Here is a 13076-nt window from a genome sequence, read left to right as displayed (position 1 = left end):
AAGTTGGCCGGTTATTCTTTGGCCGCCTTCATGCCCTGCATTTTCGACTTTGTCCAACGGGTCAGATAAATCACCGGCCAGCGCAGCACGGACATGCCCATTGCCAGCACCAGCAGCCCGATCCAGGGGCCGTTTTCATAGGTGACATAGCCGACGATGGGAATGCCCACGATGATCAGGATATAGGCGCGCGTCCAGTGGTTGTCGGTACTGGGGATCAGCGCAAGGATGTTGGCGGCAAAGCCCCACAGGGCCGCCAGAGCGATAGACCATGTCATTCCGCGACCTCGTGCCCTGTCCATTTGCGCCAGTAATACCGGATGGGGTTGCGAAACATCGACACGAACCCGGCAAATGCCGCGACCGACCAGAACCAGCCATGGACATACCCAAGCCACACGACCAGCACTGGTGCGCAGATCAGCAGGACAAACCCCGGCGGGAATTGCAGCCGCATCGGCAACATTGCCACGATGGTGGCGCAGATCACCCAAAGCGCTGCAAAGATCATCGAATAGTCCATTCGCCCCTCCGAGGACACGCGACTGCTGCAGTCAGAGTATCACACTTTTAAGTTGTGCGACAAACAAATGACGCGTCAAACAGCTTGTTTTCTTTGCAATCTCTCGGGCAGGCCATTGGCCCAGGCGCTGATCGTACCGGCCCCGAGGCAGACGACCATATCGCCCGGACGGGCCTGTTCGCGCACGAGGCGCTCAAGGTCGTCTTCATCCAGCAGCGCACGGGCGTGGCGGTGGCCGTGACGGATCAGGCCCTGCACCAGATCGTCGCGCGAGGCACCTTCGATCGGGTCTTCGCCAGCGGCAAAAACCTCGGCAATCGCCACAACATCGGCGTCGTTGAAGCAGGTGCAGAAATCATCAAACAGGTTGGACAGTCGGGAATAGCGGTGCGGCTGATGCACCGCAATCACGCGGCCTTCGGTCGCCTGACGGGCGGCCTTGAGAACGGCGGCGATTTCGACCGGGTGGTGGCCGTAATCGTCGATGATGGTGACACCGTCGATTTCTCCGACCTTTGTAAAGCGACGGTTGACGCCGCCGAAATTGGCCAGCGCATCGCGGATTTCCGCAGCTTTCATGCCCAGATGGCGGGCGACAGCCACAGCGGACAGCGCGTTTGAGACGTTGTGATCGCCGGGCATCGGCAGGGTGCAGCCTTCGATCATCTTGTCTTCGTATTGCAGGTGGATGTCGAAATGCGCCACGCCGCCCTTATAGGTCAGGTTCACAGCCCGCACATCCGCCTGCGCGTTGAACCCATAGGTGCGCACGCGGCGGTCGGTGATGCGGCCGACAAGGGCCTGAACCTCGGCATGATCGGTGCAGCAGACGGCCAGACCGTAGAATGGCAGGTTCGAGACGAATTCGTAAAAGCCGTCGCGCAGCCTGTCGAAATCACCCCAATGTTCCATATGCTCGGGGTCGATATTGGTGACAATGGCAATGGTTGCGGGCAGGCGGTTGAACGAGCCATCGCTCTCGTCGGCTTCGACCACCATCCATTCGCCCTGCCCCATCCGCGCGTTCGATCCATAGGCGTGGATGATGCCGCCATTGATCACGGTCGGATCGAAATCGCCGGCCACCATCAGTTCGGCCATCATGGTCGTCGTGGTGGTCTTGCCGTGTGTTCCGGCAATGGCAATGTTCGAGCGCAGGCGCATCAGTTCAGCCAACATGTCGGCGCGGCGGACAACCGGCAGCCCTCGGGCGCGGGCTTGGTCCAGTTCCGGGTTACCCGGTTTGATCGCGGTCGAGACAACCACAACAGCGGCGTTTTCAAGGTTTTCGGCGCGCTGGCCGACGAAAATCTCGGCTCCCAAACTGGCCAGCCGGTCGGTGATCTTCGAGGCTTTCAAATCGGAGCCCTGCACCTGATACCCCAGGTTCAGCAGCACCTCGGCGATGCCCGACATGCCAATCCCGCCGATGCCCACGAAGTGGATCGGCCCTACGTCCTGCGGCAGTTTGGTTGCTGGGTTCATGTGGTCTCCTTCTGCGCCAGCTGCTCGACCAGAGCGACCAGACGCTGGGTGGCATCGGGCGCCCCGACCGACAGGGCACCATGGGCCATTTTCTGTGCGGCTTCGGGGTTCGTGAGAACCGTGGTGATTTGCTGTGTCAGCGTGGGAACGTCAAGCGCATTTTCCGGGATCATGATGGCCCCGCCGGCCTGGACCAGCCCGCGCGCGTTGGCGGTCTGATGATCCCCGGCGGCGGCAGCAAACGGGATCAGGATCGAAGGGCGACCGATGACCGAGATATCGGCCACGCTGGACGCGCCCGAGCGCGAGATCACAAGCTGCGCATCCGACATGCGGCGGGGAATGTCATCGAAGAAGGGCTGAACGTCGGCGCGGATACCATGATCTTGGTAGAATGCGCTGACCCGTTCGCCATCTTCATCCCGCGCCTGATGCGAGACACGGATATGCGCGCGAAGGTCTTGGGGCAGCGCGGCAATCGCACCGGGCACCATATCGCTGAGGATGCGCGCACCCTGCGAGCCGCCCATCACCAGAACCGACATCGGATAGTCACCCGGCGGGATATACCCGGCGGCGGCGCGGTCCAGAACCGCGGCACGTACCGGGTTGCCAGTGTGGATGCCATGCGCGCCTTCAGGCAGATCCGTCGGCCAGACGCCGCAGGCCACCTGTGCAACGCGGGTTGCAAACAGCTGATTCACGCGGCCCAGTACCCCGTTCTGTTCATGGATCATCCGCGGAACTTTCAGCAGGGTCGCTGCGCCCAGCGCCGGGATCGAGGGATAACCGCCAAAGCCTACGACAACATCGGGTTTGTCGCGCATCATCTGGAAGACCATGCTGGTGACACCACCAGCGATAATCGGGCCAACCATCGCCTTGGCCGCCAGACCGCCACGGGCGAAGGTGGCCGAGGACGCCTCGACAATTTCAGTCGAATGGGGAAAGCCGCCGGTATAGCGCGCACCGCGCGGGTCGGTGGACAGGCGCACGCGCCAGCCCTTGTGCAGCATCGCCTCGGCCAGCGCCTGAGCGGGGAACATATGGCCCCCGGTGCCGCCAGCCGCAATCAACAGGTAAGGGTTCCCCATTATCCTCGTCCGCGCAGAATATCGCCTAGTTCGCCCTGTGGGCGGTTTCGGGTGAAGGCCAGCAGCATGCCGACGGCAATACCGCCTGCAATCAGCGACGAGCCGCCATAGCTGACGAACGGCAAAGTCATGCCTTTGGCGGGCAACAGACGTACCGCAACACCCATGTTGATCATCGCCTGAACGCCAAACATGCAGGCCAGACCGGTACCGGCCAGACGAATGAACATGTCGCGTTCGCGCATCAGCCGCAGCAGCGAGCGCACGACGATCAGCGCATACAGCGCAATGATGATCATGACGAGGATCAGGCCGTATTCCTCGGCCGCGACGGCGATGATGAAATCGGTATGGGCATCGGGCAGTGACCATTTCACCTGCCCTTCCCCCACGCCGACGCCGAACAACCCGCCTTCGCGGATGGCGTTGGTTGCATAGCCAAGCTGGGTGGTCGGATCGACCTCTTGATTCAGAAAGCCGTCGATGCGGCGGGCAAAGTGTTCGGAATTCGAATAGGCCAACATCCCGCCCAGAACGACAACACCGGCCATGCCCAGCAACAGCAGCATCGGGGCCCCGGCCACGAAATACATGACGCCCCAGCCGAACAGGATCAGGCAGGCCTGACCGAAATCGGGTTGCATCACCAACATGGCCACGATGGCCATGCAGAGCGCAAAGGACCACAACCGCCCCGGAGGACCGTTGATTTCCTGCGAGGCGGCCAGCAGCCATGCAGCCACGACGACAAAGCCGGGTTTCAGAAACTCGGACGGTTGCAGCGAGGCAAAGCCCAGTGAATACCAGCGCACCGCGCCTTTGCCGAAATCCGTTCCAAACACCGGCAGGAAGACCAGAGCGACGAAGGCCCCCAGAAAACCCAGAACGGCCAGACGCCGCACCAAGGTTGGAGACATCATCGAGGTCAGCAGCATCGCGATCAGCGCCAATCCGCCAAAGAAGGCCTGGCGCTCGACATAATGGAAGGGATCGAACCCGTTACGACCGGCCAGCGGCGGCGAAGAGGCCAGCCCCAGCAACAGTCCGATGGTAAACAGGATCAGAACGCAGGACATCGTCCAGCGATCGATAGTACGCCACCATTTCGGTAGAATCGGTTCTCCGCGCTGGTCCTGGACCGCGCCATACACCATCTCAGTCATGAGATACCGCCACTCTCTGCCTCGTTAACGCCCCGTTTTCGGGATCTGGCTGAAAGTCTACATGCAATTTGGCGATCAGGCCAGCCTGTTCGCGGGCAAATCGGGATTTCCCGCCCAAGACCCGTGCCGCACACCCGGACCGCCGGTCAGCCGTGTTGCGACGGCCACCGGGCGGAAGGCGGCGGGCTGTCAGACTTTGGTCAGCAGCAGCGGCACATCCAGCAACCCCGCCACACCGAACAGTTCGGCCCTGGGGGGTGGCGTGTAACCGTTGATCGCGTCAGCTTGCAGGGTTCCTGCGGCAGAGGACCAATACCAGTGGGTGTTGTCGAAACGCGTTGCAGATGTTTCGAGGTTCTTGAAGATGGCTTTGATCTGCACACCATTGAGAACATTGGGCGACTTTCGCTGCATCATCGCGATCGCCCCTGCAACGAGGGCCGAGGCCCCCGAAGTTCCGCCGAATTCAGTATAAAGCCCGGCAGGATCATCCACAGCCTTTTTTCGGGTTTCGACAGCCGCGGCAAGGCTGCCTTCGACATAGCCCCGCGGGCCCGGCACATCCAACGTCACCAACCGTTGAGATGCGAAATCGACAATCGGGATCGCGTCACCACTGCCGTCGCGTTTCAGGTGATGTTTCGGGTTTTCCAGATGGAAGTCAGTGGCCGAGGCTGCATCACGGTCCAGACGAATTTGATAGCGGTTGTATATCTCACCGTCATCCGAGGGGGCGGAAACGGTCAGATCAGCAGAGTAGTTCGAATACCCGGACCGGGTGCCATTATAGTTGACGGCCCCCACCGAGATGATCCCGTTGGTTGGATCACCAGACAAGCTGGCAGGATAAATCAACTCGCTTCGACCGTCATTGCCAGCGGCACAGACCACCGGAATTCTCGTGCTGACCCATTTGATGATCTTGTCCAGCGCCGACCATGCCATCGAGATGTCGCGCGCGTCGCCGTCGGGTTCGTCGCGCCTCGTCTCGTGCAGGCGGGTCTTTTCGTGCGAGTCCAGACCCGGATAGAACGGCTCGGTGCCAGTGGCAGGGCGAAATCTATATCCCGGCCAATGAGCAGGGTTCGCGGCATCGCGCGGAAACAGGATGACATGCGCGCCTTTGTGGAGGGCATAAAGAAACGCCGCAATCAATTCTTCCGGGCTGGGCGAGATCGACGTCGTGATCGGAATAATCCTGCTTTTGGGATCGACCCCGTAATACGCCGCGATATTGCCGGTATTGCCGAATTGATCGGCTGCAAAGCTGGTTCCGCAGGCCAGCCCGGCACAGCTGGTGCCGTGCCCGGCATAGCGATCGTCATAGGCATCGATGTAACGTTTGACGCCAAAACCCGACCTCAGCCCGGCAATCACCCGCCGTTCCTGAGAGGTCAGGCCCGGAATGCCCAAGGGGTCCTGAATGCCCGACAGATGTTGCACCTGTTCTTCGATATGCTCGGCCCCTGCCGCAACAGTCGACCGGTCGATGTATTTGACGCCGAACGGGTGGCTGGCCAGATCAAGGGCGTCGTCCCGAATGACCCTGTCCGCCGGAACCGGTCCGGTGTCCGGCGATTTCAGGTTCGGGTGATGCGGGGCCACGCCCATGTCGATCAGGGCGATTTTCGCCTCGGCCAGAGCGGGACCTGTGAAATCCCAGGTCGCGGTATCGATTTCCGGGCAGGTCTCTCCGTCGGCTGGTAGGGGCGCCTTGACGGTCAAGGCTTTGATCGCGACCAGATGCCAGAGATAGTAATAGCGTGCGTAGTCTTCGTTTCCTGCGGTCATTTCGTCACCTCGCGTTGATCCTTAGCCCAGCCATTCGTCTTGTGCTTCGTCCATCAGTTCGTCCAGAACCTCGGTCAGGTAAGCCACGGTTTTTCTGGCCAGACTTCGCCCGGCGGCTGTGTCGCTTGGATAATGCAAACCGGCCCATTCGCGGTTTTCAGCAATCCGCTGGGCGCGGTGGAACAAAGCGACAGCGCCCGGATGTTCGGGGATCAGACGCGAGAACAGTTCGGCAATCGCGAAGGATTGGTAGGAGTGGTTCGAGGGGTAAGCCGCATGATAAGGCACCGGGAGAAAGGGCCGGATCAGCGGCTGGATGATATTGGGTCTGGGCCGGCTGAAGCGGTTCTTGTAGGTCAGGCCGATTTCATTCGTCAGTTCTAGCAGGATCGTCATCAGCGCGCGGGTCGCATCAAAGCCGCCCTTCTCGTCAATGCCCAGCGGACTGAGATATTCATCGATGCCAAAGCCTGCCTGCGCCACGATTTCCTCGCGCCGTGTCGCCTGATTTGACCACTTGAGCCGCCCTTGCAGGATCAGCAGGTATTCAGTTTCCTTCATGCTTTCGTCAGGGCCCGGTGGCGGCAGAAGATCGATATTTTCCCAGACCTTGCCCAGCAATCCGGATGCGGGCAGCATACCGATCCGACACAGATCGCGCATCTCGCGCCAGCCGAAGGAGGCATCGCTGCCGCCGACGTCAAAATCGCTGCGGTTTCTGTTACGATTGCGATTTCTGTTTCGGTTCCGGTTTCTGTTCCGATTGCGGTTTCTGTTGCGGTTTCGGTTCAGTGCGAATGCCGAAGATGCGCTCATCGCGACAGACGCCGCGCCGAGGGCAGAGCGTTTCCCGATCTCTTCGTCTTTCGCACCTTTTACACGGCTGTCAGACCTGAAGGGGTCGATGAATTCTTCGTTCTGCATGAACTCGGTAAGCTCGCGCAGTTTTTCAATATCCAGCAACTCGGGATCCAGATCATGAATGGCATTGAGGTAATCGATGAAGCTTTCCCTCTGCGCGTCGTAAATGAAATTGTCCAACGCCTTTCGATTGTCCCCCGGTGAGGCACCGAGACCACCGGTTCCGGCAAGGTTCATCAGTTTCACCACTTTGCACGAGATCAGCTCACCACGTCGGACCATCATTCCGAAACCGTTGAGCGTGGACACGTAAGACATAAGTAAACCCCCTACTTTTACCCCTACTTCAAGCGTGTTGCGGCAACCCGATCCTGGACAGGCCGCTTTCCATCAGTTGCGCGCTGAACCGTGTTGGCACCGGGAACCGGTCCTGCTGGATGCAGGCCAGCGACATGTCCGGTTCCAGGCTGGTCAACCGCTGCAAGGCGAACTCGCCTCGCTGCCGGTCACCTGCGTGCCCGTAAGCCGCAGCCAGATAGCGCATGACGGTTTTGAACTGCGGCTGAACCTCCATCACGGATTCTCCGAACCTGATGGATTTCTCGAACTCGCCATTGACCAGCGCGGCGACGCAACCGGCCCCGTCGAACAGGTGCCGGTATGGGCTGTGCCGCCCGATAAGCCTTGCCTTCTGCGCGGCTTCAACCGCCAGCGCCGGACGATCCGTGTAGCAATAGAGCATGGCGGCTGAATCCCAGCTCATCGCCCGATAAGGGCTGAGCTCGAGCGCGCGGTCGACCAGATCCTGCGCCACCGAAAACTCTCGGAACACGTAGGAGTGCACGTGGGCGACAAGGCCCAGAACGGTGCCGTTATCCGGGTCAGCCTCGACCGCGCGGCGGGCCAGATCGCGCGCCTGCGCTTCCAGCGCGGCATCCCAGGTACCGTACCGTTCGCCGACCTTGAAGGTCGTGACATAGGCCAGCCACGCCAGATAGACCGGCTTGGGATCAAGCTCGTAAGCCGCCAGAATATCGGCCTCGAGCTGGTCCAGCCCCGGCCCGGTCATGGTCAGCAGGTGATGCACGGCGGCAACGGCGGTTTTCGCCGCGTGATGGGCAGCCGGGTCGCGCATGTGACGCCCGTTCAGCAAGGCCGTCAGCAAGGCGTCGGTGGCATAACTGATGAACGACGTCAGCCCAGAGCAGTTTTGACCCAGAAAGTCACCTTGATCGGCCACTACATTCTGGCTCCAGATCACTTTCCTGTCTTCCGACCGCATTGCTGTGGCGGACACTTGCAACATGCTGCCACAGGTCGAGGCGCGGCATTGCAGGAACAGGTCAGGCCCTGCCGACAAAGGTTCCTGCGGGAACGCAATCTGCGGCACCCGGTAATCCTGAACCTCAAGCGCTTCGGTTTCGGTAAGGGATTTGGACAGCTGTTCCGCAACGATGTTGGACACGAATGCCGCGGTTTCGGAACCACCCCCTACATCCGGAGACAACAGACCGATCACGAAATTCGGGCGCGGTAAGGTGAACGACAGCTGTTCTGACCGGAAAGCCGTTGGGTTGGCGGGAACAGGAACCGGCTGTTCTTTTCCGTCCTTCTCATAGGGGACGTCGATTGTCGCGCGTGCAACTTTAAACAGCTCGAGCGAGGCACCGATATTCTTGAGATTGGGCCGCCCGATCGAGTTGAACAGGAAATCCTGCCGCCCGCGCAGCGCATTGCGCACAACGCTTGAGACCAGAACCTCGCCGGATGACCCGACGCTTTCGATGCGCGCTGCCGTGTTCACGGCGTCACCGATGATCTGCTGGTCAACCTCGAACGTGTCGCCCAGATGTATCCCAATTCGATACCCCTTGGCGTACCGGTCGGGGGCATGGGTCAGGACATCCTGCACCCCCAGCGCAGTTTCGACGGCGGCACGCGCACTTGGAAAGACGGCGCACAGCCCGTCACCGGTCAGGCCGGTCACCCGGCCCCGAAAGCTGTTAACCAGATCGCTGACGCAGTTCAGATCGCGGCGGATTCTGGCCAGCGTTTCAAGCTCGGCCTCGCGGACGGCGGCAGAGTAATCACATGCATCAAGGAACAGGATCGCCCTGAGCCGCGCCTTGGGAAGGTCGCTTGGATTGTTCAAATTCAGATTAATACCCATGATCGTGTCTCGGAACTCTTTAGCTTGTTGAAATGTGCCACCCCGAAAACAGGCGGGCTGGCACGCATCAGAGGCGTGTTGCGATTGCAAATGCAGCCGACGGGTGTGAATGGCGCTGCATTGCGCGGGACGGGCCACGGGCCTGAATGGAAATCACGAGGCATTAATCGGCCCGCTGATGAGATTTGGTTTCTAAAATGCGTTAAGTTCAAAATAATAAGGGTTATTGTATTGTTTTAGTGAACTTCCGTCGACATATTTTTATTTTTGCACATATTTTTCGGTGTAATTTGGCCAATTTACCCGGCATCTGTGGCGCTTGGTGCTTGGCGGGCAAGACGGGCTGATGCGGCAAGACTTCCCGTTAGGAGTGCGCGAGGGCTGACCCCGGTCAAGTCCTTGGCATTGGACCTTCCTGTTGCCGCTGAACCGGGCGGACAGTACGACGCAACAGCGGCTGACAGGTACCGGAAATCGATTCTCCAAAAAGTATCCGAACGTTGCCCGGCCCTCACCGTTTCTGCCGGTCAAGCCAGTCACCACCCTGTTTGGTGGCCCCACATGTGGCGGGATCAGATGCCTTGCACAACCTGAACGGTGCCCCAATTTGATCGGACCCGAACGTAGTTTTCTGCGATCTGCACCCTTCCAGCCCAGCCCCGAAACACCCGCGCAAAATCCCGACAACCAGCCCAAACCGGCCCCCGTGCAAGGGTGTCACCGCCCGCAGGCCCCGATTTTCCGGGAATCATTCACCTGACAACTAAATCCTTTGCCTCAGGCCCGATGCGCCGGGTTTCACCCTTGTCATCGTCGAAAATCCACGCCAAGGGCGGTGCATGAGGTTCGATACGATCATATTGGGCGCCGGAGCGGCAGGCATGATGTGCGCGGCCCGTTGCGGTGGGCGGGTGCTGGTGATCGACCACGCCAAGGCGCCGGGCGAGAAAATCCGCATCTCGGGCGGAGGGCGGTGCAATTTCACCAATATGTATGCAGGCCCGGACAACTTCCTGTCGCAAAACCCGCATTTCTGCAAGTCCGCGCTGGCCCGGTTTACGCAGTGGGATTTTGTCGATCTGGTGAACCGGCACGGCATCGGATGGCATGAGAAAACGCTGGGGCAGTTGTTCTGTGATGGCTCTTCAAAGCAGATCATCCAGATGTTGCTGGACGAGATGAGCCGCGCCGGTGCCGAGCTGTGGGTGCAGACCGCGCTGCGTGATCTGCGCAAGGATGGCACCGGATTCGCGCTGGAGGTCGAGCGTGAGGGGCAGCGCCTGCATCTGACCTGTGCCAATCTGGTATTGGCCACGGGGGGCAAATCCATCCCCAAGATGGGCGCGACCGGGCTGGCCTATGACATTGCCCGGCAGTTTGGCCTGCGGGTGACCGACACCCGCGCGGCGCTGGTGCCATTCACCTTTTCGGATGGCCGGTTCAAGGACCTGTCCGGTGTTTCCCTGCCCGTGCGGCTTTCCAACAAACGCACAAGTTTTGACGAAGCGCTGTTGTTCACCCATCGCGGCCTCAGCGGGCCGTCCGTTTTGCAGCTGTCCTCTTATTGGCGCGAAGGTGAGGAGATCGGCGTGAACCTGATCCCCGAACTGCCCCTGTTCGATCTGCTGCGTGTGCAACGGCAAAACGCCGGGCGCAAGGCGCTGACAACGGAACTGGCGCGGCATCTGCCGTCCCGGCTGGTCGAGTATCTGAGCCAAGTCATTCCGATGTCCGGCAATCTGGCCGATCAGTCGGACGCGAAGCTGTCTGAACTGGTCGCGGCCCTGTCTGACTGGCGGCTGGTACCGTCGGGAACCGAAGGGTATCGCACTGCCGAGGTCACACTGGGCGGAATAGATAACGATGATCTGTCGTCGAAAACGATGGAGGCCAAGGATGTCCCTGGCCTCTATGCGATTGGCGAAGCGGTGGATGTCACCGGGTGGCTTGGCGGCTACAACTTTCAATGGGCGTGGTCATCAGGCCATGCCGCAGGTGTTGCCATTGCCGCCAGACATTAACCTACACTTCCGTTTGCGCGACATTAACCTACGACGTTGTAGCCGCGACCGCGCATGCAGTTGCGCACGATCACTTCCTGGTTCTGGGTGTTGCTGATCGCGCTGGCACCCACACCGACCAGAGCACCAGCGGCCGCCGCGCGACCCAGATCGCTGGCGCTGTTGTCGATAATTGCCGTGGTTGCCGCAGCACCGGCCGCGCCGATGGCGGCAGCGCCTGCGGTGTTGCTGTCCAGCGTCGGGCGGGACCGCGCCAGCGCCTGACAATTGGCCAGATCGGACTGGTAGTTCGGCCCCACAGGCCCGTCGATGATAGGAACATAATTCGCCCCGCTATTGGCACAGGCCCCGGCCAGCGCAACGACGGGAAGGATGGAGAGAATTTTGCGTGCAGACATTTCCGCTTCCTCTTTATTGAACTTAAGGTGACGCAACCTCAATTCCAACAAAGTGTCAATCTGACTGAAAAATGTCCACACGTACCGGCAGGCTGTTGCAGGTGCGGTGTTAGCCCAGCCGTTTTTGCACCTGCGCTGTGAAATCGTCGCCACGCTGTTCGAAATTGTCATATTGATCGAAACTTGCTGCTGCCGGGGCCAGCAGAACGGTCTCGCCCGCCTGTGCATCCGCCATGGCCTGCGCCACTGCCGCCTCCATCGTGGTACAAACCTGTGCGTCGGACGTCAGTTGCATCGCAAAGCCCGCCGCCTCACGACCGATAACATAGGCTTTGATCACCTGATCCGCTGCTGCGTTCAGGGCTGCGACACCGCCTTCCTTTTCAAGGCCGCCACAGATCCATCGGATCTTTTTGAACGCCATAAGCGCTTTCAGGGCGCTGTCGACATTGGTCGCCTTGGAGTCGTTGACATAGGTAACCCCGTCGGCCTCGGCGATGATCTGGCTGCGGTGGGGCAGCCCCGGGAACGAGTGCAGCGCGTCTTCGATCACGCGTGGCGCAAGGCCCAGCGACCGGCAGGCCGCATACGCCGCGCAGGCGTTCTGGTGGTTATGGGCACCGGGAAGGCCCTTGATCGCGCGCAGGTCGATGGACCCGGCCTGCCGCCCCTTGCGGTATTCCGACAAAAACCCCTTGCGCGCGAAGACCTGCCAACCCGGCCCGGTCAGCTTTCGCGTTACCGAGATACGGATCACCCGGTCATCCGCCGGCCCTTCGGCCAGTTGGCCAGCAAGAAAGGCACCTTCGGTTTCATCGATTCCAACGATCGCACGGTCCGGGCCGCCTTCGGCAAACAACCTTCGTTTGGCCGCGAAGTATCCGCCCATGCCACCGTGGCGATCCAGATGATCAGGCGAGAGGTTGGTGAACACCGCCACATCCGGGGTCAGCGCACGGGCCAGTTCCGTCTGATAGCTGGAAAGTTCCAGCACCACGACCGAACCATCGCCACCCGGATCGATATCCAGAACACCGCGCCCGATATTTCCGGCCAGCTGCGCCTCGCGCCCGGCCTCGGTCAGGATGTGATGGATCAGAGCAGCAGTGGTTGATTTCCCGTTCGAGCCGGTGACCGCGATGACCCGTGGTGGAGTGTCATAGTTGCTCCATTCCGGCCCCGCAAAAGAGCGGAAGAACAGCCCGATATCATTGTCCACAGGCACGCCTGCGTCCAAGGCTGCGGCAACCACGGGGTTGGGTTCGGGATAAAGATGCGGAATGCCCGGCGAAACGATGAGCGTGGCAATGGTGTCAAACGCCCCCTGTTTGCGCAGGTCGGCACAGGAGAATCCTTCGCCCTCGGCTATGGCGCGAGCTGTCGGGTTGTCATCCCAGCAGACCGGCTCCGCCCCGCCTGCGCGCAAGGCGCGTGCGGTTGCCAGGCCGGACCGGCCCAATCCCAGAACCGCAACTTTCTGCCCTGAAAAGCCTTTGACCGGGATCATTCTACCCACCTTCTTTGATTTGGATTTGGAGGCCACACTGCACTGAAGAAAATCACAATGACA

The 13076-nt window shown here is 60.4% G+C and carries 11 protein-coding genes; 1 reads left to right on the top strand and 10 read right to left on the bottom strand.

Going from position 1 to position 13076, the window contains the following annotated elements; translation table 11 throughout:
• Positions 1-11: 11 nt before the first annotated feature.
• The 8 genes from ACR0BK_RS06250 to ACR0BK_RS06215 form a co-directional block, all read right to left on the bottom strand.
• On the bottom strand, positions 12-278 hold the full coding sequence (locus tag ACR0BK_RS06250; RefSeq protein WP_480486286.1) for a DUF2484 family protein: 267 nt from the start codon (positions 276-278) through the stop codon (positions 12-14).
• Positions 275-523 carry a DUF2484 family protein gene (locus tag ACR0BK_RS06245; RefSeq protein ID WP_480516296.1) on the bottom strand — a complete coding sequence of 83 codons (249 nt, stop codon included), beginning with the start codon at positions 521-523 and terminating at the stop codon, positions 275-277. The genes ACR0BK_RS06250 and ACR0BK_RS06245 overlap by 4 nt, the downstream gene beginning before the upstream one ends.
• Before the next feature lie 75 nt (positions 524-598).
• Complete coding sequence (murC, locus tag ACR0BK_RS06240; RefSeq protein WP_480493805.1) at positions 599-2008, bottom strand: UDP-N-acetylmuramate--L-alanine ligase; 1410 nt, start codon at positions 2006-2008, stop codon at positions 599-601.
• Entirely contained in the window at positions 2005-3102 is a 1098-nt protein-coding gene (locus ACR0BK_RS06235; protein WP_480475949.1) for a UDP-N-acetylglucosamine--N-acetylmuramyl-(pentapeptide) pyrophosphoryl-undecaprenol N-acetylglucosamine transferase, read from the bottom strand. Before ACR0BK_RS06235 ends, murC begins: the two co-directional genes overlap by 4 nt.
• A complete protein-coding gene (gene ftsW, locus ACR0BK_RS06230) occupies positions 3102-4265 on the bottom strand; it encodes a putative lipid II flippase FtsW (protein ID WP_480475947.1) in 1164 nt (387 codons plus the stop codon). Before ftsW ends, ACR0BK_RS06235 begins: the two co-directional genes overlap by 1 nt.
• A 189-nt stretch (positions 4266-4454) precedes the next feature.
• Positions 4455-6056: a S8 family serine peptidase gene (locus tag ACR0BK_RS06225; RefSeq protein WP_480516294.1), complete on the bottom strand. Its 1602-nt coding sequence runs from the start codon at positions 6054-6056 to the stop codon at positions 4455-4457.
• A gap of 21 nt (positions 6057-6077) precedes the next feature.
• Positions 6078-7235, bottom strand: coding sequence for a phosphatase PAP2 family protein (locus ACR0BK_RS06220; protein WP_480554078.1), 1158 nt, complete (start codon positions 7233-7235; stop codon positions 6078-6080).
• 28 nt (positions 7236-7263) lie between these two features.
• Complete coding sequence (locus ACR0BK_RS06215) at positions 7264-9087, bottom strand: adenylate/guanylate cyclase domain-containing protein (protein WP_480554077.1); 1824 nt, start codon at positions 9085-9087, stop codon at positions 7264-7266.
• Positions 9088-9926: 839 nt separating this feature from the next.
• Between ACR0BK_RS06215 and ACR0BK_RS06210 the strand changes: the two genes are divergently transcribed.
• Entirely contained in the window at positions 9927-11108 is a 1182-nt protein-coding gene (locus ACR0BK_RS06210) for a BaiN/RdsA family NAD(P)/FAD-dependent oxidoreductase (RefSeq protein WP_480554076.1), read from the top strand.
• A gap of 23 nt (positions 11109-11131) precedes the next feature.
• On the opposite strand, the gene ACR0BK_RS06205 is transcribed toward ACR0BK_RS06210, so the two are convergent.
• Positions 11132-11506 (bottom strand): glycine zipper family protein, encoded by a 375-nt coding sequence (locus ACR0BK_RS06205; RefSeq protein ID WP_480475937.1) that lies wholly within the window; start codon positions 11504-11506, stop codon positions 11132-11134.
• Between the two features lie 109 nt (positions 11507-11615).
• A complete protein-coding gene (murD, locus tag ACR0BK_RS06200; protein WP_480554075.1) occupies positions 11616-13013 on the bottom strand; it encodes a UDP-N-acetylmuramoyl-L-alanine--D-glutamate ligase in 1398 nt (465 codons plus the stop codon).
• Positions 13014-13076: the final 63 nt, after the last annotated feature.

It is taken from the genome of Ruegeria sp. AF1 (assembly GCF_056542125.1).
The sequence above is the reverse complement of the archived record's forward strand: the minus strand, read 5'-3'. Positions and strand labels throughout refer to the sequence as shown.

Coding starts and splice junctions, on each gene's coding strand:
- murD (WP_480554075.1), bottom strand. CDS start 13,013: ATGATCCCGGTCAAAGGCTTTTCAGGGCAGAAAGTTGCGGTTCTGGGA.
- ACR0BK_RS06245 (WP_480516296.1), bottom strand. CDS start 523: ATGGACTATTCGATGATCTTTGCAGCGCTTTGGGTGATCTGCGCCACC.
- ACR0BK_RS06210 (WP_480554076.1), top strand. CDS start 9,927: ATGAGGTTCGATACGATCATATTGGGCGCCGGAGCGGCAGGCATGATG.
- ACR0BK_RS06215 (WP_480554077.1), bottom strand. CDS start 9,087: ATGGGTATTAATCTGAATTTGAACAATCCAAGCGACCTTCCCAAGGCG.
- ACR0BK_RS06205 (WP_480475937.1), bottom strand. CDS start 11,506: ATGTCTGCACGCAAAATTCTCTCCATCCTTCCCGTCGTTGCGCTGGCC.
- ACR0BK_RS06225 (WP_480516294.1), bottom strand. CDS start 6,056: ATGACCGCAGGAAACGAAGACTACGCACGCTATTACTATCTCTGGCAT.
- ACR0BK_RS06250 (WP_480486286.1), bottom strand. CDS start 278: ATGACATGGTCTATCGCTCTGGCGGCCCTGTGGGGCTTTGCCGCCAAC.
- ACR0BK_RS06235 (WP_480475949.1), bottom strand. CDS start 3,102: ATGGGGAACCCTTACCTGTTGATTGCGGCTGGCGGCACCGGGGGCCAT.
- murC (WP_480493805.1), bottom strand. CDS start 2,008: ATGAACCCAGCAACCAAACTGCCGCAGGACGTAGGGCCGATCCACTTC.
- ACR0BK_RS06220 (WP_480554078.1), bottom strand. CDS start 7,235: ATGTCTTACGTGTCCACGCTCAACGGTTTCGGAATGATGGTCCGACGT.
- ftsW (WP_480475947.1), bottom strand. CDS start 4,265: ATGACTGAGATGGTGTATGGCGCGGTCCAGGACCAGCGCGGAGAACCG.